General features: G+C 66.4%; 18 protein-coding genes and 2 pseudogenes. 4 read left to right on the top strand and 16 right to left on the bottom strand.

Annotated features, from left to right (window positions below):
* Nucleotides 1–18 precede the first annotated feature (18 nt).
* Complete coding sequence (locus Q2K19_RS21825; RefSeq protein ID WP_302763305.1) at nt 19–432, bottom strand: NUDIX hydrolase; 414 nt, start codon at nt 430–432, stop codon at nt 19–21.
* 162 nt (nt 433–594) lie between these two features.
* On the opposite strand from Q2K19_RS21825, the gene Q2K19_RS21820 reads away from it, so the two are divergent.
* The gene (locus Q2K19_RS21820; RefSeq protein ID WP_302763303.1) at nt 595–1,374 is read left to right on the top strand and encodes a TauD/TfdA family dioxygenase; all 780 of its coding nucleotides are present in this window, start codon (nt 595–597) and stop codon (nt 1,372–1,374) included.
* Nucleotides 1,375–2,267: 893 nt separating this feature from the next.
* On the opposite strand, the pseudogene Q2K19_RS21815 reads toward Q2K19_RS21820, so the two are convergent.
* Nucleotides 2,268–2,468: pseudogene (locus Q2K19_RS21815) on the bottom strand (hypothetical protein); the annotation flags it as partial.
* A 167-nt stretch (nt 2,469–2,635) separates the two neighbouring features.
* Between Q2K19_RS21815 and Q2K19_RS21810 the strand changes: the two are divergent.
* A protein-coding gene (locus Q2K19_RS21810; protein ID WP_302763300.1) for an IS5 family transposase occupies nt 2,636–3,462 on the top strand; the annotation gives its coding sequence in 2 pieces (ribosomal slippage) (nt 2,636–2,990 and nt 2,990–3,462; 828 coding nt in all).
* Between the two features lie 4 nt (nt 3,463–3,466).
* Here Q2K19_RS21810 and Q2K19_RS33375 read toward each other — a convergent pair.
* A pseudogene (locus Q2K19_RS33375) lies at nt 3,467–3,583 on the bottom strand (transposase); the annotation flags it as partial.
* Between the two features lie 357 nt (nt 3,584–3,940).
* Entirely contained in the window at nt 3,941–6,232 is a 2,292-nt protein-coding gene (locus Q2K19_RS21805; protein WP_302763297.1) for a cutinase family protein, read from the bottom strand.
* 75 nt (nt 6,233–6,307) lie between these two features.
* Here Q2K19_RS21805 and Q2K19_RS21800 point away from each other — a divergent pair, with 75 nt between their 5' ends.
* On the top strand, nt 6,308–6,655 hold the full coding sequence (locus Q2K19_RS21800) for a hypothetical protein (RefSeq protein WP_446839615.1): 348 nt from the start codon (nt 6,308–6,310) through the stop codon (nt 6,653–6,655).
* 160 nt (nt 6,656–6,815) lie between these two features.
* A complete protein-coding gene (locus Q2K19_RS33370) occupies nt 6,816–7,937 on the top strand; it encodes an 8-oxoguanine DNA glycosylase OGG fold protein (protein WP_368046110.1) in 1,122 nt (373 codons plus the stop codon).
* Between the two features lie 363 nt (nt 7,938–8,300).
* Here Q2K19_RS33370 and Q2K19_RS33365 read toward each other — a convergent pair whose 3' ends face one another.
* From Q2K19_RS33365 to Q2K19_RS21745, 12 genes are all read right to left on the bottom strand, one after another.
* Nucleotides 8,301–8,582 (bottom strand): endonuclease domain-containing protein, encoded by a 282-nt coding sequence (locus Q2K19_RS33365; RefSeq protein ID WP_368046154.1) that lies wholly within the window; start codon nt 8,580–8,582, stop codon nt 8,301–8,303.
* Between the two features lie 485 nt (nt 8,583–9,067).
* Nucleotides 9,068–9,313, bottom strand: a complete 246-nt coding sequence (locus Q2K19_RS33360; RefSeq protein WP_368046153.1) for an endonuclease domain-containing protein — start codon at nt 9,311–9,313, stop codon at nt 9,068–9,070.
* A 1,202-nt stretch (nt 9,314–10,515) separates the two neighbouring features.
* Nucleotides 10,516–11,823, bottom strand: a complete 1,308-nt coding sequence (locus Q2K19_RS21790; RefSeq protein ID WP_302763291.1) for a DUF2399 domain-containing protein — start codon at nt 11,821–11,823, stop codon at nt 10,516–10,518.
* Nucleotides 11,820–14,903, bottom strand: a complete 3,084-nt coding sequence (locus Q2K19_RS21785; protein WP_302763290.1) for a coiled-coil domain-containing protein — start codon at nt 14,901–14,903, stop codon at nt 11,820–11,822. The genes Q2K19_RS21790 and Q2K19_RS21785 overlap by 4 nt, the downstream gene beginning before the upstream one ends.
* Entirely contained in the window at nt 14,900–15,565 is a 666-nt protein-coding gene (locus Q2K19_RS21780) for a hypothetical protein (RefSeq protein ID WP_302763288.1), read from the bottom strand. The genes Q2K19_RS21785 and Q2K19_RS21780 overlap by 4 nt, the downstream gene beginning before the upstream one ends.
* Nucleotides 15,562–16,110: a hypothetical protein gene (locus tag Q2K19_RS21775; protein WP_302763287.1), complete on the bottom strand. Its 549-nt coding sequence runs from the start codon at nt 16,108–16,110 to the stop codon at nt 15,562–15,564. The genes Q2K19_RS21780 and Q2K19_RS21775 overlap by 4 nt, the downstream gene beginning before the upstream one ends.
* Nucleotides 16,107–17,330 carry a hypothetical protein gene (locus tag Q2K19_RS21770; RefSeq protein WP_302763286.1) on the bottom strand — a complete coding sequence of 408 codons (1,224 nt, stop codon included), beginning with the start codon at nt 17,328–17,330 and terminating at the stop codon, nt 16,107–16,109. The genes Q2K19_RS21775 and Q2K19_RS21770 overlap by 4 nt, the downstream gene beginning before the upstream one ends.
* Nucleotides 17,331–17,711: 381 nt before the next feature.
* Complete coding sequence (locus tag Q2K19_RS21765) at nt 17,712–20,714, bottom strand: AAA family ATPase (RefSeq protein WP_302763284.1); 3,003 nt, start codon at nt 20,712–20,714, stop codon at nt 17,712–17,714.
* Nucleotides 20,711–21,976, bottom strand: a complete 1,266-nt coding sequence (locus tag Q2K19_RS21760) for a metallophosphoesterase family protein (protein ID WP_302763282.1) — start codon at nt 21,974–21,976, stop codon at nt 20,711–20,713. Before Q2K19_RS21760 ends, Q2K19_RS21765 begins: the two co-directional genes overlap by 4 nt.
* A gap of 94 nt (nt 21,977–22,070) precedes the next feature.
* On the bottom strand, nt 22,071–23,387 hold the full coding sequence (locus Q2K19_RS21755) for an AAA family ATPase (RefSeq protein ID WP_302763280.1): 1,317 nt from the start codon (nt 23,385–23,387) through the stop codon (nt 22,071–22,073).
* Entirely contained in the window at nt 23,384–24,874 is a 1,491-nt protein-coding gene (locus Q2K19_RS21750) for a hypothetical protein (RefSeq protein ID WP_302763278.1), read from the bottom strand. The genes Q2K19_RS21755 and Q2K19_RS21750 overlap by 4 nt, the downstream gene beginning before the upstream one ends.
* Nucleotides 24,871–25,986: a hypothetical protein gene (locus Q2K19_RS21745; RefSeq protein ID WP_302763277.1), complete on the bottom strand. Its 1,116-nt coding sequence runs from the start codon at nt 25,984–25,986 to the stop codon at nt 24,871–24,873. The genes Q2K19_RS21750 and Q2K19_RS21745 overlap by 4 nt, the downstream gene beginning before the upstream one ends.
* Nucleotides 25,987–25,988: the final 2 nt, after the last annotated feature.

Raw genomic sequence — 25,988 nt, 5'->3', positions numbered from 1 at the left:
CACTGCATCATCGGTCGCCTACATGATCCGCGTACTGAGCTTGGCATACCAGGTCGCGATGGACCTCTTGTACCCGTCGGGCATGCGCAGCGCCGCGGCCTCGGCCTCCGTGAACAGGCCGACTTCCTTGTGCTCCTGGCTGACGACCGGGTCAGCGTCGGCACCGACGTGGCAGCCGTACGTGATGATCAGGACATCGACGTCGTCGCGGATGTGGTATTGCCAAGCGTCCAGCAGCGGGCCAGAGGTCACCGCCCAGCCGACCTCTTCGAGGATCTCCCGGGTTACGCACTCCGCCGGTTCCTCACCGAGTTCCAGCTTCCCGCCCGGCAGCTCCCACTCGTCGCGCTCGTTGCGCAGCAACAGCACGCGGCCGTCGCGGACCACGACGCCCTTGACCGAGACAGGGAACAGGTGCGGCTGGTAGCTCATCGGCCGGCTTCCCTCCACTGGTGCAAGGATCTGGACCGCCCGGAACGTAGCACGGTCTTGGCTCGGCACCGGGCGGCTCCGCGTTGACAATCCGTCACTTGATGCATCCGTTAGGTGCAGCCATGGTGAACGCCGGCAACGCGATCCGCCGGAGGTGACCAAATGCTCGACTTTAACGACCTGCCCCACGCAGACCTACGCGACCCGGACAGCACGGCTCGCATCCTGAATGGCCTCACCACGCACGGCATCACGATCTTCCAGAGCGGAATCGAACGGAACAATCTGCTCCGTGCGGCCCGGTCATTGATCAGCATCCGCGCGCACCGCGACAGCGACTCCGACGGGGTCACGGTCATCGCCCGGCGGCCAGCGTCCAGAGGCGGAAAAACCAGCCTCGCCGGCTTCACCGATCGCGAGCTCTGGCCCCACACCGAAGGATCGGCCGTATGCCGGCCACCGCGTGTCCTGATGCTGGCATGTTTTCGACCGGCGCAGACCGGTGGACGCAGTCATCTGGTGGACGGACGGGAACTCCACGACGAGATCGCCCGCACCGAACCCGCCATGCTCGCGGCGTTGTCCATGCCCCGATCGGCGTATTTCGGCGGAGGCTCCGGCCACCTCGGTGCGGTCTTCGAACAGACGACCGAAGGCCGGATTACCGTCCGGCTTCGCCTCGACGAGCTTGCGCGATTCTCGCCGATGCTCCTGCCGTCTATCGAGCGGCTTCGCAGGCTCGTCCAGCAGCTGACCATTCCAGTCGACCTACCTGCCGGCCACGGCTACTTCCTGCTCAACGACCGCTGGCTCCACGGCAGAACCAAGTTCACCGGCAACCGCATGATGCTGCGCATCATCGGTGACCCGCTAACCACCGATCGTTTGCCGAGCGGTTTCTGGCCAGCAGAGGCTCCACACCGCGACCTGCGAGCCGCCTGAAGCCCGTCGACACCACATCACGAATTCGCCCACGGTCTTCGGATGCACACCAGCGCCCGCCCAGCACTGGACCCGATCAACGATGCCGACACCAGTGTCCTGAAAGGCGCCGCCATGAACCTGACCTCGATCGCAGCCATCAGCGCGGCTCTTGTGCTCGGATTCCTCGCCGGGCTGCTCACGTTCAAGCGCTCGCTCCAATGGTGCCGCAGCTGCGGAGCATCCCTAAGCTGCCCGGAATGCACCCGGCCGCGAGGCCCACAGCCAGCCAGGCAGATCGCGATGCGCGAACCGGGACATCGGCGCCCATAGCCGTCAGGCGATTCCCAGGCCGGTCGACATCCGCGCGCGAACGGCCAGCCAGGCGCGGCCCCAAAACCGCTGTCAGTAGCCGGAAGCATGAGATCACCAGCAGGAGGAGTGCGACGTGGCCTTCTTCCAGGAGACCCGCCGGCGGCAATCAGAGATCGGGCCGGCCGAGCAGATCGCCTCTTACACCGTGGCCATGGAACGTAGACACCGGCAGGTGTGGTCACGGAGGAAGGTCAGGTCAGTCCGCGGGTGCGGCGGTGGACCGCCCTGCGGGTCGAGACACCGGGTACAGCCCACACGAGGGCACTGGCCCGGTGAGGCGTCATGACCACGCACGGACCGGTTCTGCCCATCTGGACCTGCGCCGGGTGCGGTGCCCCTTGGCCCTGCCGCACACGACGCCACGAGCTGCGAGCCGAGTTCGAGAGCGCTCCCATCTCCCTCGCCCTGTACATGGGCTCCTGCATGGTTGCCGCGAGCCAGGACATAGGCTGGGCTCCTGCCGGTCTACTCCATCGCCGGTTCCTGGGCTGGCTGCGATGACCGCGCCCCGCACTGGACCGTGTTTGAGAGGGACTTGATCAGGTCCAGATGAAGGTGCGCTTTGCCTGTCGTCGGGCTGGTCGGCCGCGGGTGATGCCGGCGATGGCGGCCCACCTGACGATGCCTTCGGAGATTTCAGGGTTGCATTCGTAGTCGCGGGCCAGCCGGCGGCAGGCGGTGAGCCATGCCAGGGTCCGCTCCACGACCCACCTGCGCGGGTGCACGGCGAAGCCCCGCTGGTCAGCGGGCTCCACGGCGGCAGATCCGCCGGTAGGTACCGCCACGGACACCCCGAACAGACCACGTACAAGATCGCGTTGACGATCTCCCTATGAACTCCTAACAGAATGATCCAGGCGGGCGCCCGGGTCTATCCTTCATGGACGATCAACTACAGTGATCGGCCGTGAGGCGAGGTGAGCAGCCGCCGTGGGTCGTCTCGGACGATCTGTGGGCTGAGATCGAGCCGTTGCTACCGGCCCGCCCGCCTCGTCGGCGCCGCTATCCCGGTCGCAAGCCGCTTGATGACCGGAGCGTGTTGGGCGGGATCTTGTTCGTCCTCTACACCGGGATCCCGTGGGAGTTCCTGCCCCAGGAGCTCGGGTTCGGGTCAGGCATGACCTGCTGGCGCCGGCTACGGGACTGGAACGACGCCGGCGTGTGGCAACGACTGCACGAGGTCCTGCTGGGCAAGCTGCGGGCCGCCGGTCAACTGGACATGTCCCGGGCGGTGATCGACGGCTCCCACATCCGGGCGCTCAAAGGGGGCCCAAAACCGGTCCGAGCCCGGTCGACCGCCGCAAGCCAGGCTCGAAACACCACGTCATCACCGACGCGGGCGGCATCCCCCTCGCCGCGACCCTGACCGGCGGCAACCGCCACGACGTCACCCAACTGCTGCCCCTGGTCGACAAGGTCCCCCGGATCAAGGGCATCCGCAGTCGACCCCGGCAGCGACCCGGCCGGATCTACGCCGACCGGGGTTACGACTACGACATCTACCGCCGCCAGCTCCGCGACAGGGGCATCACCCCGGTCATCGCCCGACGCGGCACCAGCCACGGCTCCGGCCTCGGCACCAGACGGTGGGTAGTCGAACAGACCATCGCCCTGCTGCACTGGTTCCGCCGGCTACGCATCCGCTGGGAGATCCGCGACGACATCCACGAAGCCTTCCTCACCCTCGCCTGCGCCATCATCTGCTGGCGGCGACTCCAACGCTCAAAGAGTTAGGAGTTCTAAGAGGGCGCTTCTCCCGCCGCCCGTCCGTGCTCGGCTCCGGCAACAACCCTTCGACCAACGCCCACTGGGCATCGGTCAGGTCTGACGGGTAACCACGACGAGGCGACGACACCCGGACACCCTGCCCGCCCCTACGGCCGTCATCACGCCGCCACACTGTCCACACTCGATTTTTTCAAACACGCACTTTGCATGCATCAACCGCCGTCGGTGGACGGCCGTGTCGCTGCTTTGCGTCAGCTAGCTCCGCTAATTTCTGGGGTCGCTGACGACCAGCAGCGCAAACGTCTGGTAGATGGGGCTGCCGCCGTGATCGGCTTCGCCGAGGCCGGGCCGGTGGTCCGCCTAGTCAACTATCACCGACTCAACGGCGGACAGTGGGACTAACCTTTTACGTAGTTCGGGCACTGGTCGCGAGGTGTTGTGCATATCGGTGCTCGTCTGCTGATGTTCGCCAGCCTCCTGCTCGTCACGGCCTATAGAGTGGATTCGGCGCCACGAACACGTCCCAGTCATTGTTCAGATCGGGCAAGGTCACCAGGTTCGTAGCGCTGGAGAACATGCCTACCGTGCCTGCGTCGGCGCTGATCGCCGTCGCGTACGTCCTATCGTTGCCGGGACTACCGTCAGTGGCTGCGCTGACGAGCGCGACTCGTCCGTCCATCGACCATGCGAGAGCCTGGTATACCTGCTGCCCGGACATACCAGCGAGCGTCGTAAGCGCGGGCGCGTTCGTTGAGAACGTCGCGGTCCCGTTCCTGGATACGCTCAGGCCGTCGACAGATGTGCAGCAGGGACCGCCTGCCGTGCTCAGGGTCTGCTGAGCAAGAGTGTCTGTGTCGATACGAATGAGCTGCGCCCGGTCGCGCTGGTAGATGATGAGCCACTTGCCGTCGTCGCTCACATTGATCAGTCCGGGATCGGCGAGCCGTTGCCGACCGCCATCCTTGGTCCAGCGGAATATCCCTTCGGTTCCTGGCCCGAACTCGTTTCCGCCGCGGTAAACAACGGTGCCGGCATCGTTTACGAACCCCACCGCCGAGCTGACGGCGTCGATCCGCGTCGTCGTCGCACTGTAGATGTCCCGCACGTAAAGGTGTAAGCCCGTAGCCCCCCCGCTCAACGTGGCGGAATCGCTGTTGAAGACCACGTAGCGACCGTTCGGACTTATCGATTGGACCTGGTTGGTTCCGTCGATTTCGATGCCGAGCCCGGAAACACTAACGCGGGTTGTTGTCCCTGCTTGGATATCACGCAGGAAGACGTCCTGACTTTCGTTGCTGTCTTGATCGACGAGGACTGCCGAATCCGAGTCGAATGCGATGTAGCGCCCATCCGCCGTGATCTTCGGGTTCAGTGCACCTGCAAACTCCTCCATTGGGGAGCCGTCGGTCCGCTGACTTACCAACTGTGTCGTGCCCATTGCGCGGTCGCGAACGAAGACGTTAAGCCCGACCGCTTGCTGATCGCGCGCAACGAGATCCTTTGCCATCGATGCAAAGGCAACGTACCGGCCGTCGGCGCTGAGCGCAACGGACCATCCAGAGTACCGAGAGCCTGCGGCTGTTCCAGCGGCGTTGACACTCACCAACTCGGGTGCCGTGGGGGTAAGCGATGTAGCGTCCACAATCAGGGTGAACGCCGCTGTCGCACGCTGGCCCAGCGCGTCGGTTACGCCGAGTTCGAATTGAAATGTTCCTGGTCGGGTTGGCGTACCGCGAAGGTCGAGCGCGTCGCCAACAGTGATACCCGGGGGGAGCCCTCCGCTCAGGGGCTCCGGATCAAGCGTGTACGGAGGCCGGCCGCCCCCCACCGTAATAGGCTGCTCATACGCCAGGCCTTGCTGCGCGTGTGGAAGTACGCCACTGTCTACTGACAACTCAAGCGGCGCGTTGGGTGGTGGGGGAACCTTCTTAAAGACGGCGGCCTTGATGTCGTCCGCAAGGGTCTTCCCGGCATCCTTCGCGAACTGCGGATACTCGAAATGTGTGCTAGATCCGTCGACCAGCGCACGCGAATCTCCAGCGGAATAGTTGCAGATCGCATCCTTGGTCAAACACCACGAACCGATGTGTACCTCATTTCCTACCACATTCAATTGGCTTGTCGAGCCCAACGGCGCCTGGGATCTGAGGGCCCGATAAATTCCTTGCCGGCTCGAGGACCATGCAATTTTCTTTGGTAGCTCGACGTTGATGGTTTGATCATTGGGGCTAAATACCGGGCTACCGAACAGCACGACGCCTGCGATGCGCTTGGTGATCGAGGGAACCGATTGCAGTGTAATCAGCGCATCGGTGACGACTTGCGCCCCTTGCGAGTAGCCGACGAGGACAAATCTTTCATTTGGGCAGGATCGGGCCCGGTTCAGGAGCCTCAGCGTGAGCCAGTTTGAGCCATCCGATACACTTCCCTCGTATGCCGCCCAGAAAGCGGACGGCAACCCACCGTTCTCAAGAATGGCCCCAGGGATGCTGATCGCTGGATACTGCGTCGCTGGCACAGACTCGAAATGGATGTCTGAGGCACTGAGCGTTGTGCGCTGAGCGTATGCGAGCAGACTGTCCCTCGTCGCAGTGACCGGTATTCCAAGTCCGTCATTGTCGGAGCCGCTTTCCCCCGATCCCCGTGCCCCGATGAAGAGTGCGCGCCCACAATTTGTGTCGGCCGCAGCCGGTCGGATCGCGCCAACCCCTACGGAGAGGCCGCTTGCTAGTACGGTGACGGCGAGAGCGGCTCGGACAACTCGGTGGCTTCTCATGCGTCCTCCAGCAAGGTCGGCGCCACCGCAAAGACACTAGCTGAGGCAATAGGTCGTTTGAGATCGGCCAATCGGGTGCGGGGCTTCCCCGAACAGGCGATTGGCTCGGACCAATTGCTTGATCTCGAACTGGCCGGGCTCGAGCTCCTAGAGAACGCGATCGCCACCGCCCACGCGTTGGGGGCGCTGATCCTGACTTTCGGGCCGGTATTTAGGGCGCACCTCAACCGGATCGTCTCCGCCGTCGACTGGTGGCTCGGCCGCCGCGCCGGCACCGGCCCCACCGCCCGCGATCTCGCCGCCTACACCGCCGCAAAGATCGGCGGCGCGATCACCAGGGGGTCCTGGCTGACCTCATGTTCGACCTCCCGGCCGTGGCCTGGTCCCGCACGGCCGCAGCGGAGGGAACCCGTGGCTCGCTGAGGTCGTCGCCACCGCCGGCCTGATCCTCCTGGTCTTCGCCCTCGCCCGATCCGGCCGCACCTCCGCCGCCCCGCCCGCCCGCGGACGGCTATGTCGGGGCCGCCTACTGCTTCACCTCGTCAACCTCGATCGCGGAGGTGTTGGTCGGCAGGCCAGCGGGGTGGATGACGACGTTGACGGGCCGTCCGGCGATGAGGTCGCCGGGCGGGCCGCCGATCCGGCCGGGTGTCGAGCGGGCATTCTGGGCGAGGGTCGCCGAGGGGCTGACGAGCGAGGATGCTGCTGTCGCCTGCGGCGTATCGGGCCCCGTCGGGTGGCCGTCCTCAGGAGCACGCCGAGCGCGGCGCGGCCCCGGCGAGCGGACGGACGACTGGCCCCATACTCGCGGCCAACGCCTTACGGCCCAAGTGGAGAAGTCCGAGTACCGTGGTACAAGAGTCCTTCTGGTTCGGCATCCTGGGCCGGGCTTACGCAGCATGGGTCGTTTCCGGGTCGATGCCCGCCGGTACAGTCTGCCCACACCGGGCAGGAGGCGACGATCGGGCTCAGAGACCGACTTGGCGTCGATGCGTTCTGGACCCCTGGCGAGGTTCTCACACACGGGTTCGACTTTCGGCCACGCTGGTGGCAGCAACGCGTCCCCGCCGAAGGGTGGACGGCATGGCTATCCGACCTGCCCGAGGCCAACAGGGGTCGGCAGTACCGACACATCACGCGTGGCGACCTCCTCACCGCAGCGAATGGCGGTCCAGACGACGTCGGGCGACTTCTGGTCGGCAGCTACGCCTGGGGCACCGGCGACCGAGCATTCCTCGTCGGCCGTCGAGCTCAGGTCTTCACCAAGAACACGACTAAGTCCATCACGGCCAAGCTCGTTAAGACTTTGACCGTCCTTCGTGATCAGGGACCGGCGAAGGCGTACGAGATGCTGGCCCTGGGCGGCGAGCAGAAGCTTCCCTACCTCGGGCCCTCGTTCTACACCAAGCTGCTGTACTTCGCGGATGCCCGGCCCGACGCACAACCTGGTCGCGCGCTGATCCTCGACCAGTTCGTTGCCACAGCTTTGAAGGAAGTCGAACACTGGGACATTACGGAACGCGGCCCTTGGGGCCCAGATCAATACCAGCGGTGGCTCGAATTCGCCCACAACCATGCCAGAACTGAGTCCACTAACCAAGCGGCCGTGCGCCCGGATGCTATCGAGGCGGCGATGTTCAGAAAAGGTTGGGCAATCTACCAGGCGCGCATAGCTACCGCCCCCGCCGCGCGCCGGCAACCGTGACTCCTGACGCCATCATCGTCGCTCTGCCGAACCGAGAACATAGCGCGACCAGCATGGCGGGCCCCAATCTTGGCGCCAGCAGCAGTTCATCGCGAAGGATGACCATAGAGTCGTGGTTGTCGCCGCCCTATGTTGCGGTTCTGCCGCTGTCACGCGCTCCGGCGCGTGCGATCGTTCGGGCACAAAGTCGGGTGCCGTCGTGCGGCCAAGCCGCCGCCGAGGCGCCTCCACCCGCTGCCGGGAGTTGGTCATCGTCCCGGATGACTCCCCTGGTCGTCGCCCGGTTCACCGGCCTGTAGCGCCAGGACCTTTCGAGTGCGAACTATGGGTTGTGCAGGGCCACAACTGTTGCGGTACCAGCGATCATGGTGCAACACCGTTGTCGGCTGACGCAGACAGATACGTGATCGCCCGGCGGATGATCCGAGCGTCCTCACGGAGCATCCCGAGGCCTGAGTTGCACGTGCCGCAGAGCACGGCTCGCACGCATCGCCCGCAAGCATTCTTGGGCTTGTGGGGGCAGCAAGAGTGGTCGTGGTCGACCACCGGCCGTCGGCCATCGTCAAAGGGCCTGCGGCAGATCGCGCAGGCATCGCCCTGGTTTTCTAACAGGCGGTCGTACTCGCCGGGTGCCAGGTTGTACATCAGCTCGACATTCCGGCGGTTGACGCATGCGCGACACCGCGGATCCAGCCTGTCGGACATCAGCTTCGATGGTCCGAAGTCTGATTCAGGCTTCCATTCCTTACACATACTGCATTGCCTGCGGCCGAGCCCGTCGCGAATCGCAACCGCAGTCTTTGAGCGCCGCTGGGGGCGGAGTGGTTCCATCGGGCGTCCGGTACCCGCTCGTTTGCGTTGCTGCTGCGCGTGCCCGTTGCAAAGCGAATTCCACCGGATCGGCCGCACACAGCCCGGGAAGCTGCATTTTGGCCGCTGAATCTCCGGGCAGAAACGGCAGCGCCGCAGCTCGCCTTCGGTTGTTCGTGCGCGCCGCCGGCCGCAGTTAGTGCAGTCGTCGCCGTCCCACAGCGGGTCGCCGATCGCGTACCATCGAGTGTAGTGCCTATGGCACAGCCCGAGAGACCGCTGCGGAGCGGTGCAGGTGTCAAGCGCGCAACCAAGCTCACTCACCCCAACCTCCGAGAGCTTCGGGTCCCCGCAATGTAGGCGGCAGCCCGGCGGAGCAGTTCCACGTCTTCGTTGAACATCCCGATGGCGGCGTTGCACGATAGGCAGAGCAGCCCACGGATGCAACTGCCGCAGGAATTGCTCTTGCCGGAGCAGCACGAGTGTTGATGGTCGACGACCAGGCCAAGCCCGCCGGTCGGAATCTCTCCGCAGATGGCGCACGCACCACCCTGGCCGGCAAGCATCTGCCTGTACTGCTCAACCGAGATGCTGTACTTCCTTGTTAAGGTGCGAAGCGCACGGCAAGGTCGGCACTCGACATCAAGACCATCAGACGAGGCCGACCTCTTCGAGAACAAGGACTCGTCCAACCAAAGTTGACAGCTTACGCAGTGCTTCCGACCACTCTCATCGCGCTCGCGCAGCGACATGTCAGGACGCTTGGGCCGCAGTGGCGCAAGAGGCCTACCCTTGTTTTTCTGGTTGTTGTGTCCGGTGCAGAGTGTGGCAGTCTCCCTTGGGCGCTCGCAGCCGCCGAACGTGCATGCAGCGATTGGCAGGTGACGGCACGATGCCCGACGGCATCGATGTGGGTGTCCCTCCGATGTGAGACGCACTCCATTGTTACAGTTCGGACACCGGCCGACGGGCGAACGCTCTTGCTCCTCGATCTGGGTCTCCCTCCACACGCTGCCCACCGGGCCGCAAGGAACCGCTGCATCTTGACCGAAGTGTAGGAGTGGCGTACGACAAGTCCTCGTGGTAGGTGCGCCGCATCCTCCAGCCAGTCGCCGGGCCAGCGGTGCACCGTACTCGGGCCCGTTCGCGAGTTGCCGAAATGGCCGCCCCGTCGGCGAGGAGCAGGTCATCGACCGACACTCCTGTTGGACACGCAGGGAGCGGACGCGGTGGCGCCATCGGTGATGCTCGTAGGCGGTGTTGACGTCAACCTCGGCGACGACTGTCGGCTGGGCCTGGGTGTAGGGCAAGGATTCCGGCCGGTCGAGCTGTCCGAACCGGCTCGCCGGTAGCGGCTGTGGCTATTGAGGGGCAATCGGACCAGCTGGCTGCTGCGCGTACGTCGGCGCCCAAAGGCAGGCAGCTAGCGGCGTTGCGCCGGCCGCACGGGGTGGGTTCGGCCGCTGTAGCGGAGCCGGCCCCGGCCAGACGGGCGTCGGACTCGGTCTCGCCGGCGGCTGCGGTGGTCGAGAGGGCCGATCTGCAGAGCCCTTTTGCCAACTCGTGTTGGAGGCGGCACAGCTGCCCCTGACCTTGACCGGCTGCTGGATTGTGCTCCTCCAACGACTCCCAGGTCGGAGGCTGTCCGCCTCCTCGATGTCACCGACGACGAGGCGATGATCAATGCATGGGCGAAGACGCCAGCGGACGAGCCTCACAAGAACCTCGTTCGTTGTGACCGACCGCGCGTAGGCGGGCTTCGCCACCATCAGTCTCGTCGAATTCTGTCCAGTGCTTCGGTTATTGCTGCTTTGACTGTCGCCTCCTGTTCGATGGCGTAGCCACGATCCAGGCAGTTGAGGGCGAAGGCTCCGATCTGATCATTACGGTTCGCGAACGGTTGCAGATGGGCCCGGCTGTGCGCAGAAAACACTCGGCCGGGTCGGTGCCCTGCAGCGCCGACGTCGACGACGTGGACTGTTAACTCTGCGGCAAGGCGGTCGTGGATTCTCGCGGCGATACGCACTCCGCCAAGGTCGGCGTCGGTGCAGATCAGTGTTGACGACGCCTGCGCTGCTGCTTCGGCAATCAGGTTGAGGACCGGCTCTGGTGGCTGGCCGTGGCACCAAATGACCGGCACGCCCGCGTCGATGTCGCATAGCGTTTCGGCGGCCTGCCGGTTTTCGATGATCAAAAGCGGCCCCGCCCCACGGCATACGTCGATGGAGATCGTGTGCTGAGAGCTGAGCCGGATGTCATGCGGGCCAGGCAGCGAGGAAAGGTCGATGACGGTATCTGAGACGCACAGCCGGACCGGGCCGCCGATGCCGATGTATGGGCTGCGGGACAGGCCGAGTGCAGCGAGGGCTTCGGGTTCGAATCCGAGCTCGGTCAGCAGCCGTTGAACGTCGTCGCGGGCTTTGGTGCTTCCCGCGTGTGTTTGCACGAACGCGCGGACGGAGTTGTGGACGACGCCGGCGGTCAGATCGGTTGCGGCGTTGACAGCCCAGCCAAGCCGGTCCGGGTGGTCGGTGGTGTGCAGGGCTTGGGCAACGCCGGGCCATTCATCGCGCAGGTCGGCAGCGAGTTCGGCGGCGCGGGACTGCAGGGTGGACCGCTGGTCGCGGCGGACTGCACGGCGGTTTTTCTCTGCGGCGGAGAGGTCGGGGTGGGGGTACACCCGTTTCGGGCTCGATGTTGGCCGGCTGCCTTTCAGGTCGTAGCCGATGGTGACGCACCCGGCCCGGGCGAGGGCGAACACGACTGTCTCGGCTTGGGCGCCGAACTTGCCGGCGACCTGCCGCCAGGCGTGTTCGCTGCGGGTCATCCACGCCCAGTCGGTGTCGGAAAGCAGGCCGGCGGGCCGGCGCGGCGGCTGACCCGGATTTTCGGCCCGCAGCCGCACGCTGCGGTAGTACGGGTCGCCGTTCCGGTCGCGTGGATACCGGCCACTGGCTGGTAGCGGCGCGTACACGACCAGTCCGGGATAGTCGGTGACCCAGGTCAGCACGATTTCACGATCCGGTTCTGCGTCCGGGACGGCGTTGTCGGATGCGGAGCCGCCAGGGATCGTCACGCTTCGGTCTTCCCGCGGTAGGAGGTCATCCACATGGTGAGCAGCTCGACGCGGGCTGTTTCGGACTCGCTGCCGACGACGACGGGTGCCTGGTTGTAGGCGTATGCGTCCGAGGTTCGCCGTAGCTTGATGTACAGGCTGGAGGAGCCGACGGCGTACCGTTCCATGTCGTCCTGCAGGGCGCCGACGACGCTGATCGCCCGGTCCCGGCCGATGTTCTCGAACAGGGCGACCGCGTCACGGCGGTGCGCAGAGCCGAGGTTGCGTCCGAGTTCGTCGAGGACGAGCAGCAGCGGCCGGTCCTGCGAGCCGGCAAGCGCGGCCGCGCAGACGAGTTTGACGGCTTTGTCGTCCATCTGGGCGGTGTTGCCACGCAGCTGGTACGACGACAGTGGTTTCCCTTCGCCGCGTCGCCACCGTGGGGTGATCGCCCACTGCCAAGGCTTCTGCGGGTCTGCTGGTGGTTCTGGTTCGGGGAAGTCGAGGGCGCCGCCGTACCCGCCGTACGCTTGGTCGAGGGCGTTGAACTCGTCAGAAACCTGCTTCAGCTTGGCTTTGATGGCCTTCGCGAGGGTGGCTCGCACTGCGGTCGCCGCGAGTTGGGCCTCCTTCAGGTGGTCTTCGGCGCTCTGCAGTGTCCCGGTGAGTCGTTCTCGTTCGGCGCTAATCTCGTCGAGTTGCTGCCGGTCGATGCTCTCAAGGTCGTCGAGGTGCTGGCCGATGATCCGCAGTACCTGCGGGATGAGCCGGATATAGGCGCTGAGCCGGCGGTCGCGGCGCTGCTGATCGACGACTTTCAGCTCCTCGGGCAGCTGCTCCTCGGGGGTGCCCGGCGGGAAACATGCCTGCTGCAGCCGGTCAGTCTGCGCTGCGCACAGGTCGTCCCATTCGGCGACACTGCGTTCCTGCTCCGTTTCGGTGAGGGCGAGCAGGTGCTGTTCCGCGGACGCGGAGGTGCCCGCCCACGCTTCCTGCCGACGTGGCAGGTCCAACTCCGCCCACGCGTCGATTTTCGCCTGCCACTGGTCCTGGTGCTGCTGCAGGTCCCGGCTCAACCGTTCCTTCTCCGCTTTCGCGGCGCCGATCCGCTCGTCGCGGCCGCTCTTCTCCGAAAGCGCCGTCAGGTAAGCCTTCTTGGCATGGGCATGTGGGGCAGCCAGTTCGTCCAGCTCCTCATCGATCTTCGCGTTCTTCTTCCGCAACTTCCTGACCTGGGAGTCGATCTCGTCGGCCTCGAGCGCCGCCTTGGCTCCCTCGACCCGCCCGTCAGCACGCTTCTTGGCCCGCTGGGCGTCCCGAACGCTGTCGTCCGCTTCACCGTCGTCAGCGGACGCGGCGGTGAGGGCGTCACGGGCAGCCTGAATCCGGCCGGCGCGGCCGGTCATGGCTTCTGCGTACCCGGCAATCCCATGCACCCCGGCGGCCGTGTCGATCAGTCCACCGGTGCCGGCACGGTCCCGCAGAGCGGTCAGGAACCGGGCCACGGTCACCGCCGCGTTCGCCGCCGCTGGCAGGTCTGGGCCACCAGCGAATCCGTCAGGGTCAGCTTCGACGAGCAGCGAGCCGGGGACGTCGGTGAGCGCCGCCTGCGCGGCAGTCGCACCGGTGACGACGACCGCATGCCGATACGGCAGCAGCCGTGCTTCCCAGACAGGGCGCTGCTCGTCGGTGAGACTGACCACGTCGACAAGCGGGACGGCCTCGGTGAAGCCAGCCGCGCGCAGCGCCTGCACCTGGGCGACCGCGACGTCCTCGCCGCGTTCTGCGGCGGCCAGCGCCTTACGGGCGTCTTTGACGGCTTGTTCGGTGATGCCTTTGCGGCGTTGTGCGCGGTCAACCGCGGCGTTGGCGTCGCGGAGCTCTTGCTCGGCCTGGGCGACGGTCCGACCGTCCGCGGCGACCGCCTTCTCGCGTAAAGCGCGGCTACGTGTGGTGAGGAGCTCGATCTGGGCGACGTAACCGGTCTGCTCTTTCCGCAGACTGTTCACCTCGGCGTCGATGTCGTTGAACGCCTTCACCCGCTGCCGGTAGCTCTCGTCGAACGCCTTGTCGTCGGTAAGCTCACCGACTTTGACGTCGGTAGCGTCGATGGCTGCTTGGAGCTCTTTGCCTTTCGCTTCGAGCTGAGCGATGTCATGCCGCAGCTCCGCGTCGGTGGCGACACCGTCGACGAGGTAGCGGGCGCACCGCGACCGCCAACTGTCGAGCGCGTCGGCCTTTACCGTACGGGCTGCTTCGCGGGCCCGGATCATGTCTTCGGTGACGGTGACCCGCTCGTCCCACCGCTCGTACTCTTCCTTCGCGGTGTTCGCGGCGAGCGCGGCTTGGTACTGATTCTGCCGGGCCGCCTGTTCGTCGTCGATCTCGCGGGTCAGGCCGGTCAGCGCACCAACCGCATCGAAAATCCGCTCCGGGGTCAGCTCGTTCAGTGGCTGGGCCAGCAGGTTCGCTGTAGGGCTGGCTCGCACCGACGTGGACAGGAACGACACGCATCGCACCGTCTGCCCATACAGGGTGCGGGCGAGTTTGTTCGCCCGGATGTCGGTACGACCGTTGCTGCGTGGCAACTCGTCCCACAAGCCGTCGGCGCTGCTGGCCCGGTCGTTTTCGCTGGCACCGTACGCGACGTGCAGCTGCGGCTTCCACCGCAGTTCGACGTGGGGCGCCTGCCGGTTGATCCGCAGCCACACCGTCAGCACGTCCGCCTCAAGTTCGGCGAGCGTCCGGGCGGTGGGCGGGACGAACACGCCGACGATGTAGCCGTGGTCGGCGTTCGCGTGGACGACTTCCTGCCCGGCGAGTTCGGCGGTGAACAGCAGTTCGGCGGCTGCCTGCGCGCCGGATTGCAGCCGCCACTGCTCGTCGGCGTGCAGCAGGCTGAGGCCGGCGATGAACGACGACTTTCCAGCGCCGTTGGAGTCCGACGGTCCTTGGCCGGCGATGGTGATCAGGCCGCGGGAGGTGATCGGGACCGGGTGGGTCGACAGCCGGGAGATATTGATCATTTGGACGCCGGCGAGGACCCGCGGTCCGACGATGTCGGTGGCGCCGTCGTCGACGGGGTTACCTGCTGGGGTCAACGAATGTTCTCCCTGCTGACGGTGCGGTTGCGGCGTTCACGGATTGCGGCGGCGAGCGGATGGTTCGGGGCGGCGGCGAGGATCAACTGTTCCTGCAGCCGGGCCCGAGCGGCCGGGGTCAGGCGCAACAGTTGCGGGCCGGGCACGTATCCACCTTCGGCGTCGGCGCGGTCGCGGACCCGGGTGAGCAGCCCGGCGGCGACGAGTTTGCTCGCTGCGGCTTTTGCGGCGACCGCCGGGAGTTTGCTGGCCTTCAGGATGTCGGCCTCGGTGGTCGGGTACGGGCTCGTCCAGGTGTCGGGAGCGAGGCGTTCCTCGCTGCGGGCGATCGCGACCGAATAGATGAGCACGAGAGCGAGCACGGCTCGCTCGACGGTGGTCAGTGGCTGCCAGCCGGCGTCGGTGAGCTGCATGCCAACTGTGTCGTCATATCCCGAGGTGAACCGCAGCCCGTCGACCTGGACGAGGACCCGGCCGGTGTGGCGCAGCAGTCGCTCGAGCCGGTCCCGGCTGGTCGGGTCCTGCAACGCGTGCAGTTCCTGCCGGTGGACGGGTTCGCGGCTGTGCTCCAGCAGGGCGTACGCCGCTTCGACGTGTTCGCGCTGCCGGTCGGTCAGGGTCGCAAGGACGGAGTCGAACAGCGGGTTCTGGGTGCGGTTCACGGCGCCTCCCCTCCGCCTGCATCAGACTTCGGCTGGGGGTCGGGGATCATCCGCCACAGTTCCCGGAGCGTGGACAGCTCCAGCGACCCCCACCCGGTGACGCGAGGCCCCAGCCGGACCCGGTCGGCCGTCTGCAGCACCCACCGGGACGCTTCCAGCCGGCGCAGGCTGGCGGACAGCAGCTTGCGCCGGCTGGCCCGGTCCCGGCCCGGGGTCAGCTGCTGTAGCACCTGGTCGACGTCAGTAAGATCGGCCGGCTGGCCCGGCCACAAGTCGGTGCCCGGGTCCGGCCAGCAGCAGCGCAGGCAGGCGGCGAACACTCGTAGCGTGCCGGCCGAATCCTGTAGCGTCGCCGGTTCCTGTCGGTACTCGGCGAGGACCTCCGGCGCAGCACTTGGCGGCAGGTTCGGCAGGAACCACACTGACTGGGCGTCCGGCTCGACCAGGCGCCGCATCCCTGCTGGGGATGGGCTGCCCGCGGGTGCCTGTTGCGGGCCGCCGGAGCGGATCTTCGCCCACCACAGTGCGGTGTCGTGTTCGTTCACGCCGGCGCCTCCGCCGGTGTCCGGCGTCTGAACCAGCCGTCGGTGATCCAGGTCAGGTCTCCGACCACGTTGATCCGCAGCCCGTCCCCCCAGGTCAGCAGGTAAGGCAGCTCGGGTCGCAAGCCGATCGCGGTCAAGTCCGACAGCACCCGACGGCCGGCCGCCCAATCCCCGGCCGTGTCCAACAGCTCGGCGACGGTGACCTCGTCGCGGCCGGCCAGCAGCTCCTCCGCCCGGGTGGCAAGCAGTTCCGCCTCCATATCGGCACCGACCTGTTCAGGGCCTGGTTCATCGTCAATCCGCGGCCGAGGCGGCGGTGTCCGCCCCGTGTCGGTCCGCAGCCCTTCTTCGACCGCGTCGAGCAGGTCGTCAACGGTGAAGTGCGGATTCGGCGCGTCGAACAGCAACCCGTCCAGCGCGGCCGCAAGCTCGTCGGCGGTGGCGTCGCGGGCGAAGCTGCGCCACTTCTCCGCTGGCAATAGCCCCAACGCCCGGGTTCGGCCGGCCCGGTCGATCAGTCGCCGCGCCGCGGCGTTCACCGCGTCCCGATACGCGGCCAACGCCATCCGCAGCTGCGTGCACTCTGGCAACAGCCGCGGCCACTTCTCCGTCGCCAGGTTGTGGAAGACGGTCGCCTTGTCGATGAGTTCGCTGTTGCCGAGCATCGGCTGCGCCGAGGCTCGCAACGATTCGACGGTCCCGGATTTCGCCATCTGCATGATGGGGTTCGCCAGCAGCCGGAACACGTTCGCCAGGTCCTGCAGCTGCGCTTGGGCCTGCTCGAGGGTGGTATCGGCGTCCTCGATCGAGAGCCGGGCGATCGACAGCATCTGGTGCAGCTCGCCGAGGCCGCCGGTCTGCGCCAGCCGGCGCAGGAACAGCAGCATCACGTACGGCGCGAACGCCGCCCGGTAGAACATCTCGTTCGGTCGCTCGTTGACTTTGGTAACCGCACGATAGGAGCGCAGCACCTCGAACCGGCGCCGGACCGCGACGGGCGAGGTGTCTCCGCACGCAGCGATCACCTGCTCCACCGTCAAGCCGGCCGGGCCCGCAGACGCGAATGCGTTCAGGATCAGCTCGTCGACGCGAACGAGCGCCGGGTCGTCGACCATCTGGTTCGCGTCGCGGGCCAGAACGGCGAACACCTGCCGGTACAGCGCAAGCACGGCGGAATCAGCAGCGTGCTCCTCAAATGGCAGCTCCGCGATCTCGGTCACCAGTTGGTGCCTCCGTTGCCCTCCTTGGATCGGGTGCCGGGGCGGGCTGAAGTGATCGTCGGCGCCTCCGGGATGCCGGTGGCCTCGGCGGTTACGGTTCTCGCCGGCCGCGAGCCGCTTGGAGCTGGGTCCTCAGGCCTCGGCTGATCGACGGCATGTGCCCGGGACCACCGTGGCAGGCATAGCTGACCGCGCGCGGGGGTTACTACCACTGCGCTCCGGGTCACCGGAGGATTGTGCATTGGCATCGACAACACAGTCCTCCCCCGCTCAGCCAGATCACACTGCAGCGTCGCCACGAGAGGCGACGCCCGCAACCGTGGTACTCGCGCATCATCTCGGTCTGGAGCCTTTGCGTGGCCACCTTGGCGCCCTGTCGGCCTATTCAAGCAGGCCACGACCAAGGTCATCGTTGATGATCCTCTCTCGTTCCGAGGCGTCGGCCCAGTGCGCGTGACTAGTTGTCAGGGACTTCTCCACGACTAGTACATGTTCAGCGTGCTCGGTGATGGAACGCATGTGGCTGATCACCGTGACCAGCCGGCCGGTTGTGCTGTGGTCGGTCAGCGTATTGAGGGCATCGCGCAGGAAGGTGGTGTCAAGGGTGCCGAAGCCCTCGTCGAGGAATAGCGCTTCGACGTGGCCGGTCGCCCGGCTGGCGAGTTCGACTACGGCGAGCGCCAGGGCGAGGCTGGCGAGGAACGTTTCGCCGCCGGAGAGCGTCTTAACATCTCGGGCAGCCATGGTGTCCATATCGATGATCCGGAAGTCGGCCGCGAACCTGTAGCGGCCACCGGAGATCGAGAGCAGGATCTCGCTTGCCTGGTGAAGCAGCGCTTGGAGGCGCCGGCTGACAGCGTCAGCGATGAACTTGCCCTCGGCCAGCACTACCGACAGTTGTGCAAGAACATCGACTGTGCCAGCCGCAGCATCAATCCGCTCCTGCAACGCGTTCACCACGGGGAGTTCCTCCCGGGCGCGCTCGATCTGCCTTTTCAGGTTCTGGACCGTACCGTGGGCGGCGAGGTATTGCTGCTCGAGGTCTTCTTCGCCGGCGGCACCAGCCGTATGGCAGGCAAGGCCGATGGCCTCTCCCGCAGCCTTCTCGGCACGCTGCTGTTCGTCGATTTTTGCGGCGCAGATGCCGAGGAGTTCCTTTGCCTGAGCGAGAAGATCAGCAGCCCAGTGCGCCTGCGTGTCCAGGTCTACGTGCGCGGCGGGCGCGGCCGCCGGTTCTTCGAGTCCGAATGCCCCTGCGGCGTCGTTAACCCGCTGCGCCAGGGTCAAGAGCTTGTCTCGCAGCGTCGCCGCCGGTTTGGTGATCTTCTTGGCGTAGGTCGTCTCCAGCGCCGCGCTCCGCGAGCGCAGGCCGGCGAGCGCTTGTTCGGCGCCGGTCCGTCGGCCGGCCAGCTCCTGAAGGAGTCGCTGATGGGCTTCGGCTGCTGCCTTCTGTTGCTGGACTTCCGCGACGTCCAGGGGTGTGGCGAGAGTGAAGCGGGCGGGTAGGCGGCTGGCCGCCTCGTCGATCGATTGGCGCAAGGCGACGTTGTCGCGTTCCTGCTCCTGATGGGCAGACATGCGCTTGACGTGGGCCTCTGAGAGGGTGACGAATTCGGTTCTGGCGGCGGTCGCGGTATCGCGGGTGTCGTCGCGAATCTTTCCGGCGCGCTCGACGTCTTGCTGCGCTTTCGAAGCGTCATCGGTGACCAGTTTGAGGATCTGCTCGTCGGTTCCCGACAGGTCGGCGTCTCCAACGACTTCCTGGAGGCTGAGCAGCGCTTCACTGAGCAGGCTCTCGGCTGTGGTCACGCTCTGCTGGGCGGCAGGCAGGTTGTCTCGTTCCAGGGTTTCCACCCGGGCGGCCGCTACGGCGGCCGCCCGACCCGTCTTCTCCGCCCGGACTCGGGCTTTCTTGTGGGCGTCGTCGGCGGCGGTGAGGTCGGGTGCGATCGGTGCGGTGAAGTCGGCAGGCAGGGGACGAGTACAGATGAGGCATGCCGCGCCGGGTTCGAGATCCGCGGCGGCGTGCGCTGCGGCGTTCGCCTTCAGCAGCGCGCGGTGCGTTTGCTCGCACTCGCTCCGGTTGTGCTCAGCCTCTTCTGCGATACCCGCCGCTTCTCTTGCCTTGGCTATGGCGGTGCCGAGAGCCTCTTCCGTCGTGGCGAGTTCTGCGCGTGCCTTCTCTAGGTCTGCGGCGGCTCGGCACCAGATCCTCAGTCGTTCGACGGCCTTGTGCTGCCGATCCTGGGCTCGTTTGAACGCCGTTTCCGCGTCTGCATGCGTCTTGTTGGCCGCCGCGACGGCTGGCTCAAGATCGGCCAGGCTCTGTTGCACGCCTTGTAGCCGGAGCTGCTCGACGGCAAGGGCTTCGGCGTTCTCCGTAAGCTGCCGGTGGCGTTTCCGCTGCTGGGGTAGCTGTTCGGCGAGGTATTTCAGAGTGTTGATCGTCGTGGCGGTGCCGGCCACATTCCCGCCGTACTGCTCGGCCTGTGTGAGCTGACCTTGCAGGAGGTCTTGCTCGATCTGCAATTGGTGGGTCAGTTGGTTGATGCAGGCGCGCTGGCCGTTGAGCGTTTGAGCCTGCGACGCCAAGGCGTGTAGCTGGTCGGCGGCGCCGGCAGGAACTGCGGCCGCCAGGGATTCCTTCAGCTGGGTCAGCGTGCTGACCGCCCCGGCGGCTCGTCGCTGTTCGGCACGCGCATCAGCGATGGCGGCCCGAGCATTCTGGAGATGTTCCAGGCCCTGCTGCTGCACGCTGTGCTGTTCGGCCGCGGCGGCCAGCGCCGCGGCCGGGTCGTCGAGGAACCTCCTGCGGTGCAGCTGGTACTCGTTGAGCCGGTCCTTGAGGCGCGCCTGAAGGGTTCGGGCGTGCTCGCGGACCTGGCTCAGTTGCTCGAGACCGAGGACGGAGTCGAGGACTCTGCCTCGGTCACGGTCGCTCATGCGCAGCAGTTCCTGGAAGCGGCCTTGCGGCAGGACCACGGCACGTAGAAAGGTGTCGCAGTCGAGCCCGACAATCCGCCGGATCTCTGCGGTGACCTGCCTGGCCCCGGTTGTTAGGGCGCCGGTGTCGAGGCAGGTCAGCCGGTGCACTGACGTGGCGGTGTGCCGGCTGACGGACCGTGATACCTGCCATCGGCGGCTGCCGACGGTGAACGTGAGTTCGACGGCGAGGGTGCCGTCACCGCCGTCGGCGACCAACGGGGATGCGGTGGCAGCGTAGGTGCATCGGTTGTAGAGGGCGTAGCAGATCGCTTCCAGAATCGTCGATTTCCCGGCGCCGGTGTCGCCGACTATCGCGATGAAGCGCTTATCGGTGAAGTCAATGGTCTGCTTCGCGGTGTAGGTGCCCAGGCCGCAGAAGGTCAATGTCTGTGGTCTCATGCCGCCCCTCCGATGGTGGCCGTGCTGGTTGCCGGCAGCGGGAAGGCGATCTCGGGGTCGGCCGCCAGTAGCTGCTCTGCCGGCAGCTCGGGTGGTTCGTGTTCGCTGGCGTGTGGCAGCAGGGTGCTGAAAAGCTGAAGAACCTGTTGCGCCGAGACGCCTTGGACACCGCGGGTGGCGAGGTATTCGCTGAACAACGTCGTGGTGTCGACGTCAGTGGCGTCGTCGACGGGGGCGAGCAGTTCGAGCCTGCGGTCGGCGGCGTTCTCCCGTAGATCGGCGATGGTGGCCTCAGGCAGCAGGCTGCGGATCTGGCCTGCCAGGTTGTCGATGTGGTTTTCGGTGTTGACCGTGACCAGGCAGATGTCGGTGGTCACGGAGGCCGCTGTGGTGCGGATCTCGTCGAGCGTTCCGGTGATGTAGCGCAGCCGGCGGCCGCGCTTTAGCCGAATTCGTTCAAGGACGGCGCCTTGGCCGGGCTGCAGCGTCGCGACGACGACGCTCTTGTCCTCGCCGACCTCACCGAAGTCAAGCTGCAGGGGTGAGCCTGCGTAGCAGCCCGTCACGCTGGTGGTCGGCAGTGGCTGCGGTTTGTGGATGTGACCGAACGCCGCGTAGGTGACCACCGGCAGGTGCTGTGGATCGGTGGCGTAGAAGTCGCAGGTGTGGCTGGGGTTCTCGGTCCGCGACGGGATAGCGCCGGCGATGTACTGATGTGCGGCAAACACGCTCACGTCGCGGGACGCGTCGAACCCGTCTCTGAGCTCGCGCATGAGGCGCTGCTGCAAGTCGGCGATGTGTCCGGCGTAGGTGATGCGCCGCTGGCCGGGTTCGTCGAAGACGTTGACGATGCGGTTGGCGCTGATGAACGGCAGTGCGGCGACGTGAATCGCCTGCTCGCCGGCTGGTAACCGCAGGACTTCACCGACGGCGTTGTCGTGGCTGGTGACGAAGTGGATCGGCGCGGACCGGCTGAGCAGGTCGTGCAGCCAGTGCAGGTATGCAGCCGAGTCGTGGTTGCCGCAGACGACCACGACTGGAGCGATCTCGGCGAGGTTGTGCAGCGTGCTGGTGGCCAGTTTGAGCGAGTGCAGCGGTGGCCGCTGCATGTCGAACAAGTCACCCGTGTTGAGAATCAGGTCGGGGCGGGTGGCGGCAGCGATTTCGGTGATCTCGGCGAGCACCGCTTCGTGGTCGCTCGCCCGGGAGTGGCCGTAGGTGGTACGTCCGAGGTGCCAGTCGGAGGTGTGCAGTACTTTCACGTGCGACCTCTCGTCGTTAGTGGCTTCAATCGGTGGGAGCGCCGGCGTCACCTGAGCCCGACATGGGGCCGGCGAACGGCGCCGGGCGGTGGGCTCAGAGTGCCCGGATGCGGTGGGCAATGAGATGTTCAAGCAGGGCGTTGTTGGCTTCCCAGCCGTTGGGGAAGCGCGGTTGGGTGTTGAAGGGCACCGGGTCGGCGGACGGGTGGGCGTCCAGCAGGTCGGGGATGCCGTCGCGGGCGACAACGATGCAGGCATGCCGGTGCCGTGAGGTCAGGACGCACAGCCGCCCGGATTCGAGGTGGAACGCGGTGGCGTCGCGGCGCCCGGACAGCGGGTGCAGCACGATGACCGTGTCGTACTCGCTTCCCTGCAGCCGGTTCGCGGTGTCGACGCGAATGTTCGGGTAGGGGGTGCCGGCCAGCCCGGTTTTGATGGCAGCCATCTGGTCGCGATGTGCCACACCGATCGCCACCCGGTCCGGCGTGACCCTAACCCCCTCGGGGTGCCGTTCGTCGCGCAGCATCGTGCCTCGCTCCAGAACACGCACAGCCAGCTCGATGACGGCGCTGACCGCTTCACCGTCGGTGCGCACTGTGTGTCGCCGCGGCAGTTGGTAAAAGGCCCAGCCGTTCGCCGCGGCGTGCTCGATCGCACGGTCGGCAGGGCTGTTGCCAAGGCTGCGGGTCGACAACCACATCTGCCGCGCGCCTTGGCCGGGCGCGGACTCGAAGGGCGCGAACGGATAGAAGGCGTCCGACACCGGGGTCGCGGTGTGAGGGGCAAGCCGCCACGAGTGCGGTAGCTGCCGTTCCGGGATGTCCGGGTTGTTGGCGAGCATGGCTGCCACCGCGCTCTGCAGGGGATTCCAGGCCAGGCCGGTCCATCGGTCAACGTTGACGACGGAGAACGGGTCGAGTTGCCCGGGGTCGCCGACGAACGCAGCCCGTTCGAACATGGGAGCGAGTCGCAGCAGGGTGTCCGAGCGCATCTGGTACGCCTCGTCGATGATCGCCCACGGTCCGCGCTCGGTGATGACGGGGTCGAGCCACTTCGCTGCGGTGGCGACCACAATGGCTGCCTGACGCAGATCGGGGAACCGGTTCGCAATCAGGATGTTTGGGGCGGCGAGGGTGGCCGGCACCGGGTAGCCGTAGGCGGTGTATCGGCCGACGGTGATCCCAGGATCCACAGCGGCGACTTTGGCGACAAGGTCGTCGACTTGGGAGTTGGTTTGTGCAACGACGCGCACCTGGTCGCCGTGCCGGGCCAGGTGGTGAGCCATGTAGGTGACGGCGGTGCTCTTGCCGGCTCCGGGGGGTGAGTTGAGCACCACGCCAGGCTGCGGACCCTCGGTCAATAACCGAAGTACGTCGAGGACTGCGGTGGGCGGGACATAGGTGACGGTCATGACCACGGCTCCTGGGCATCCTGCTCCGTCGGCAGGTATGGCTTGGGCGGGCCGCCATGAGTCCACGGGGTGTCCTCCTTGCGCGGCAGCGTCGGCGCCCGGCGGTAGTCGTCTCTGAAGAGGCTGTAGCACACGGGGTCCCCTACGGCGGGGACGGTGCCGGGCCGTGGTTCACGCCCGCTGCCCATGCCCTCGCGAAGTTCTAGCTCGACCATCGCCGTATCGCCGTCACGGGTCACAGAGACGACGGTGGTCTTCTGGTCCAGCAACTCGGGCCGGCGCAGACCGCTCTCGCCGGCGGCGAGGCTGATCGCGTCGGTGGTCGACACGGTGATCAGTGGCCGCAGGCTCCTGCCGACGCGCCGGTTCGGGATAGCGGCGATGACGGTACCGACGAACGCCTCACCGATCATCCGAGCCTCGGCCATCACCATCGGGTCGTCGAAGGCGCGTTCCGCGTCGTACTGCTGCTGGGCCCGTTCCAGCCAGTACAGGCGCTGGGCGGCGTACACCGCCGAGTCGCGTTTGGGCTGCGCACCAGGGCTGGTCGCGATCCAGTCGGCGGTCTGCGTGAAAGCATCAAGGTCCCGTTCCCAGCGAACACCGACATGAGCACCGGCCGGAAGGGAGGGGTCACGCAGCAGGGTGATCGCCTGCCACATCCGATGCCAGGTGCCGTCGAGCTGCTTTCGCAACTCCTTGCGGATCTTGTCCTCGGCGATGCGCGACGCTGCCGGGCTTGCCGCTTGGTGGTAGGCGGCGAGCAGCGGCTCGAGGATGCCGTTGTCGAACGACGGGTCCGTGGCTGGTCCGGCAGGCGGTACCTTCAACGGATTCTCGCAGGCGCGCGCGGCATCCCGCCCGGTCATCCCGGGTGGCGGCGCGATCCAGCCGAGTACAGCGGGAAGATGCTGGTCCTCCTCGGTGCTCTGCCCGGTTGCCCAATGCAGGGTCAGCGCGTCGGTCGCCGCGACCAGCATGGCGGAGCCGGCATACTCGGCACGGTCGGCGAGGAACGTCAGCCACTTGCCCATGACCGGGATGTTGCGTGGCACGGCCCACTCGCCTGTACTCCTTCGCAACCGGGTGGAGCGCCCGAGGATCCGGATGAACTCCACGCCGGCGCGGTTCGGTACCCACACCTGCGGTGCGTCTGTGCACCGGTACTGGACGCCGGACGCGCCGGCGCGCACCGGAAGACGCCGGTTGGTGCGCGGCGTGATGTAGGCGGCGAGGATCTTGGCCAGCTCATAGGCGAAGGCAACCTGCTGGTCACGGTTCCGGGGCTGCGCAACCGTCAACAGCTCCGGTGTATCAGGGCTGGTGCCAATCATGACGGCGAGCGGGGCGTGGGCCTCGCCCGCCATGGCCAACGGCACGAGCACCAGCGGCTCATTGCTCACATAGAGATGCCGGACGGTCGTCAGGCGCTGTGCCACCGCCTGGTCGCTGGCATGGGCGCGGGCCAGGGACGTCAGCAGGCTCACGTCAAGCTCCCGAGCAACTCGTCCCGATACTGTTGGGCCCGCCGCAGCAACTCAGCTTGTTCGACCTGGTCCGGGCCAGGAAGGCGGTTACCGCGAGCCAGACCGACGACCTCACCGATCGTGTCCAGCCCCAGTTCCTCACGGACCTGCCGGCCGAGCACCGCCGTGGAACTTTGTTCCTCGGAGCGGCAGAACCGCGCCATCTCACAGGTGTCCAGGCACGACGGCGCGTAGCGTGCCGGCACCAGACGCAGGCCCGCCTTCAGCTCCTCGGCGGAGCGGGAACCGGCCGGGCCACGCAGAGCGAACGTTAACCCTGCCGGCAGGTTCGACAGAATGGTGTCGAGGTCGTGCATCCGCTTGAGCATCCGCCGGACCGCCGCGACTTGGTTCCGGACGTTGACCCGGGCCGCGAACGGCTTGTTGATAAAGTTCTGCGGGCACACGAAGATCGCCTCGTCCGCCACCAGGTCCTCGCCGAACCCGTCGGAACAAAGCAGTTCCCGAAGGGCGTAGACGTAGACCGCGGCCTGCAACTCTGCGCCTTCCACCGCGGCCGCAGGCGCCTGGCCGTCGATCACCGAGAACGACTTGACCTCGACGATGTAGAACTTCCCGCCCGACTTCACAGCCACCAGATCGGGCTCGAGGAAGACGTCGTAACCCGCGACCGTGATCTTCAGATAGGGGTGGTCGAACAGCGTTCCACCGTCCTGCGCCGAGTGGGCCACAGCCGTCAGCCGCTGAACCGTGTTGCGGTACCGGGCCAGCTTGCCCTCGTTTCCTCCGACGGTCTTCAAGTCTTCGTGTTCGGCTTCCGGAATGGATAGCCCGATGTCCTCCCGCAGCAACGTCAGCAGCTGCGCACCGCCGCTCGCCTTGACCTGGGCTTCGAACTGGGCGCCTCGGGCAAGCACCATCCGCGACGGCTTGGCGTACATGGGGTGCCGGATGGCTCGGGCCAGTGCGTCCTTGTCGATGCCAGCCGCATCCAGCAGATTCCGGCGGCCGCAGCCCGGGTTACCGACGATCGCCGAGATAGCCCTGGCGTCGAGGCTTTGTGGTTCAGTGTCCCCCCGCAGCGCGTCAAGACGCGCCGTCAGTTCTTTCACGT

The organism is Micromonospora sp. NBRC 110009 (assembly GCF_030518795.1).
In the GTDB taxonomy this organism is placed as follows: Bacteria; Actinomycetota; Actinomycetes; order Mycobacteriales; family Micromonosporaceae; genus Micromonospora.
The sequence above is the reverse complement of the archived record's forward strand: the minus strand, read 5'-3'. Positions and strand labels throughout refer to the sequence as shown.

What these genes read in the sequence shown, in the direction of transcription:
- Q2K19_RS21825 (WP_302763305.1), bottom strand. Translation starts at nt 432, where the DNA reads ATGAGCTACCAGCCGCACCTGTTCCCTGTCTCGGTCAAGGGCGTCGTG.
- Q2K19_RS33360 (WP_368046153.1), bottom strand. Translation starts at nt 9,313, where the DNA reads ATGCTTGCCGGCCAGGGTGGTGCGTGCGCCATCTGCGGAGAGATTCCG.
- Q2K19_RS21765 (WP_302763284.1), bottom strand. Translation starts at nt 20,714, where the DNA reads ATGAGACCACAGACATTGACCTTCTGCGGCCTGGGCACCTACACCGCG.
- Q2K19_RS21820 (WP_302763303.1), top strand. Translation starts at nt 595, where the DNA reads ATGCTCGACTTTAACGACCTGCCCCACGCAGACCTACGCGACCCGGAC.
- Q2K19_RS21755 (WP_302763280.1), bottom strand. Translation starts at nt 23,387, where the DNA reads ATGACCGTCACCTATGTCCCGCCCACCGCAGTCCTCGACGTACTTCGG.
- Q2K19_RS33365 (WP_368046154.1), bottom strand. Translation starts at nt 8,582, where the DNA reads ATGTACAACCTGGCACCCGGCGAGTACGACCGCCTGTTAGAAAACCAG.
- Q2K19_RS21805 (WP_302763297.1), bottom strand. Translation starts at nt 6,232, where the DNA reads ATGAGAAGCCACCGAGTTGTCCGAGCCGCTCTCGCCGTCACCGTACTA.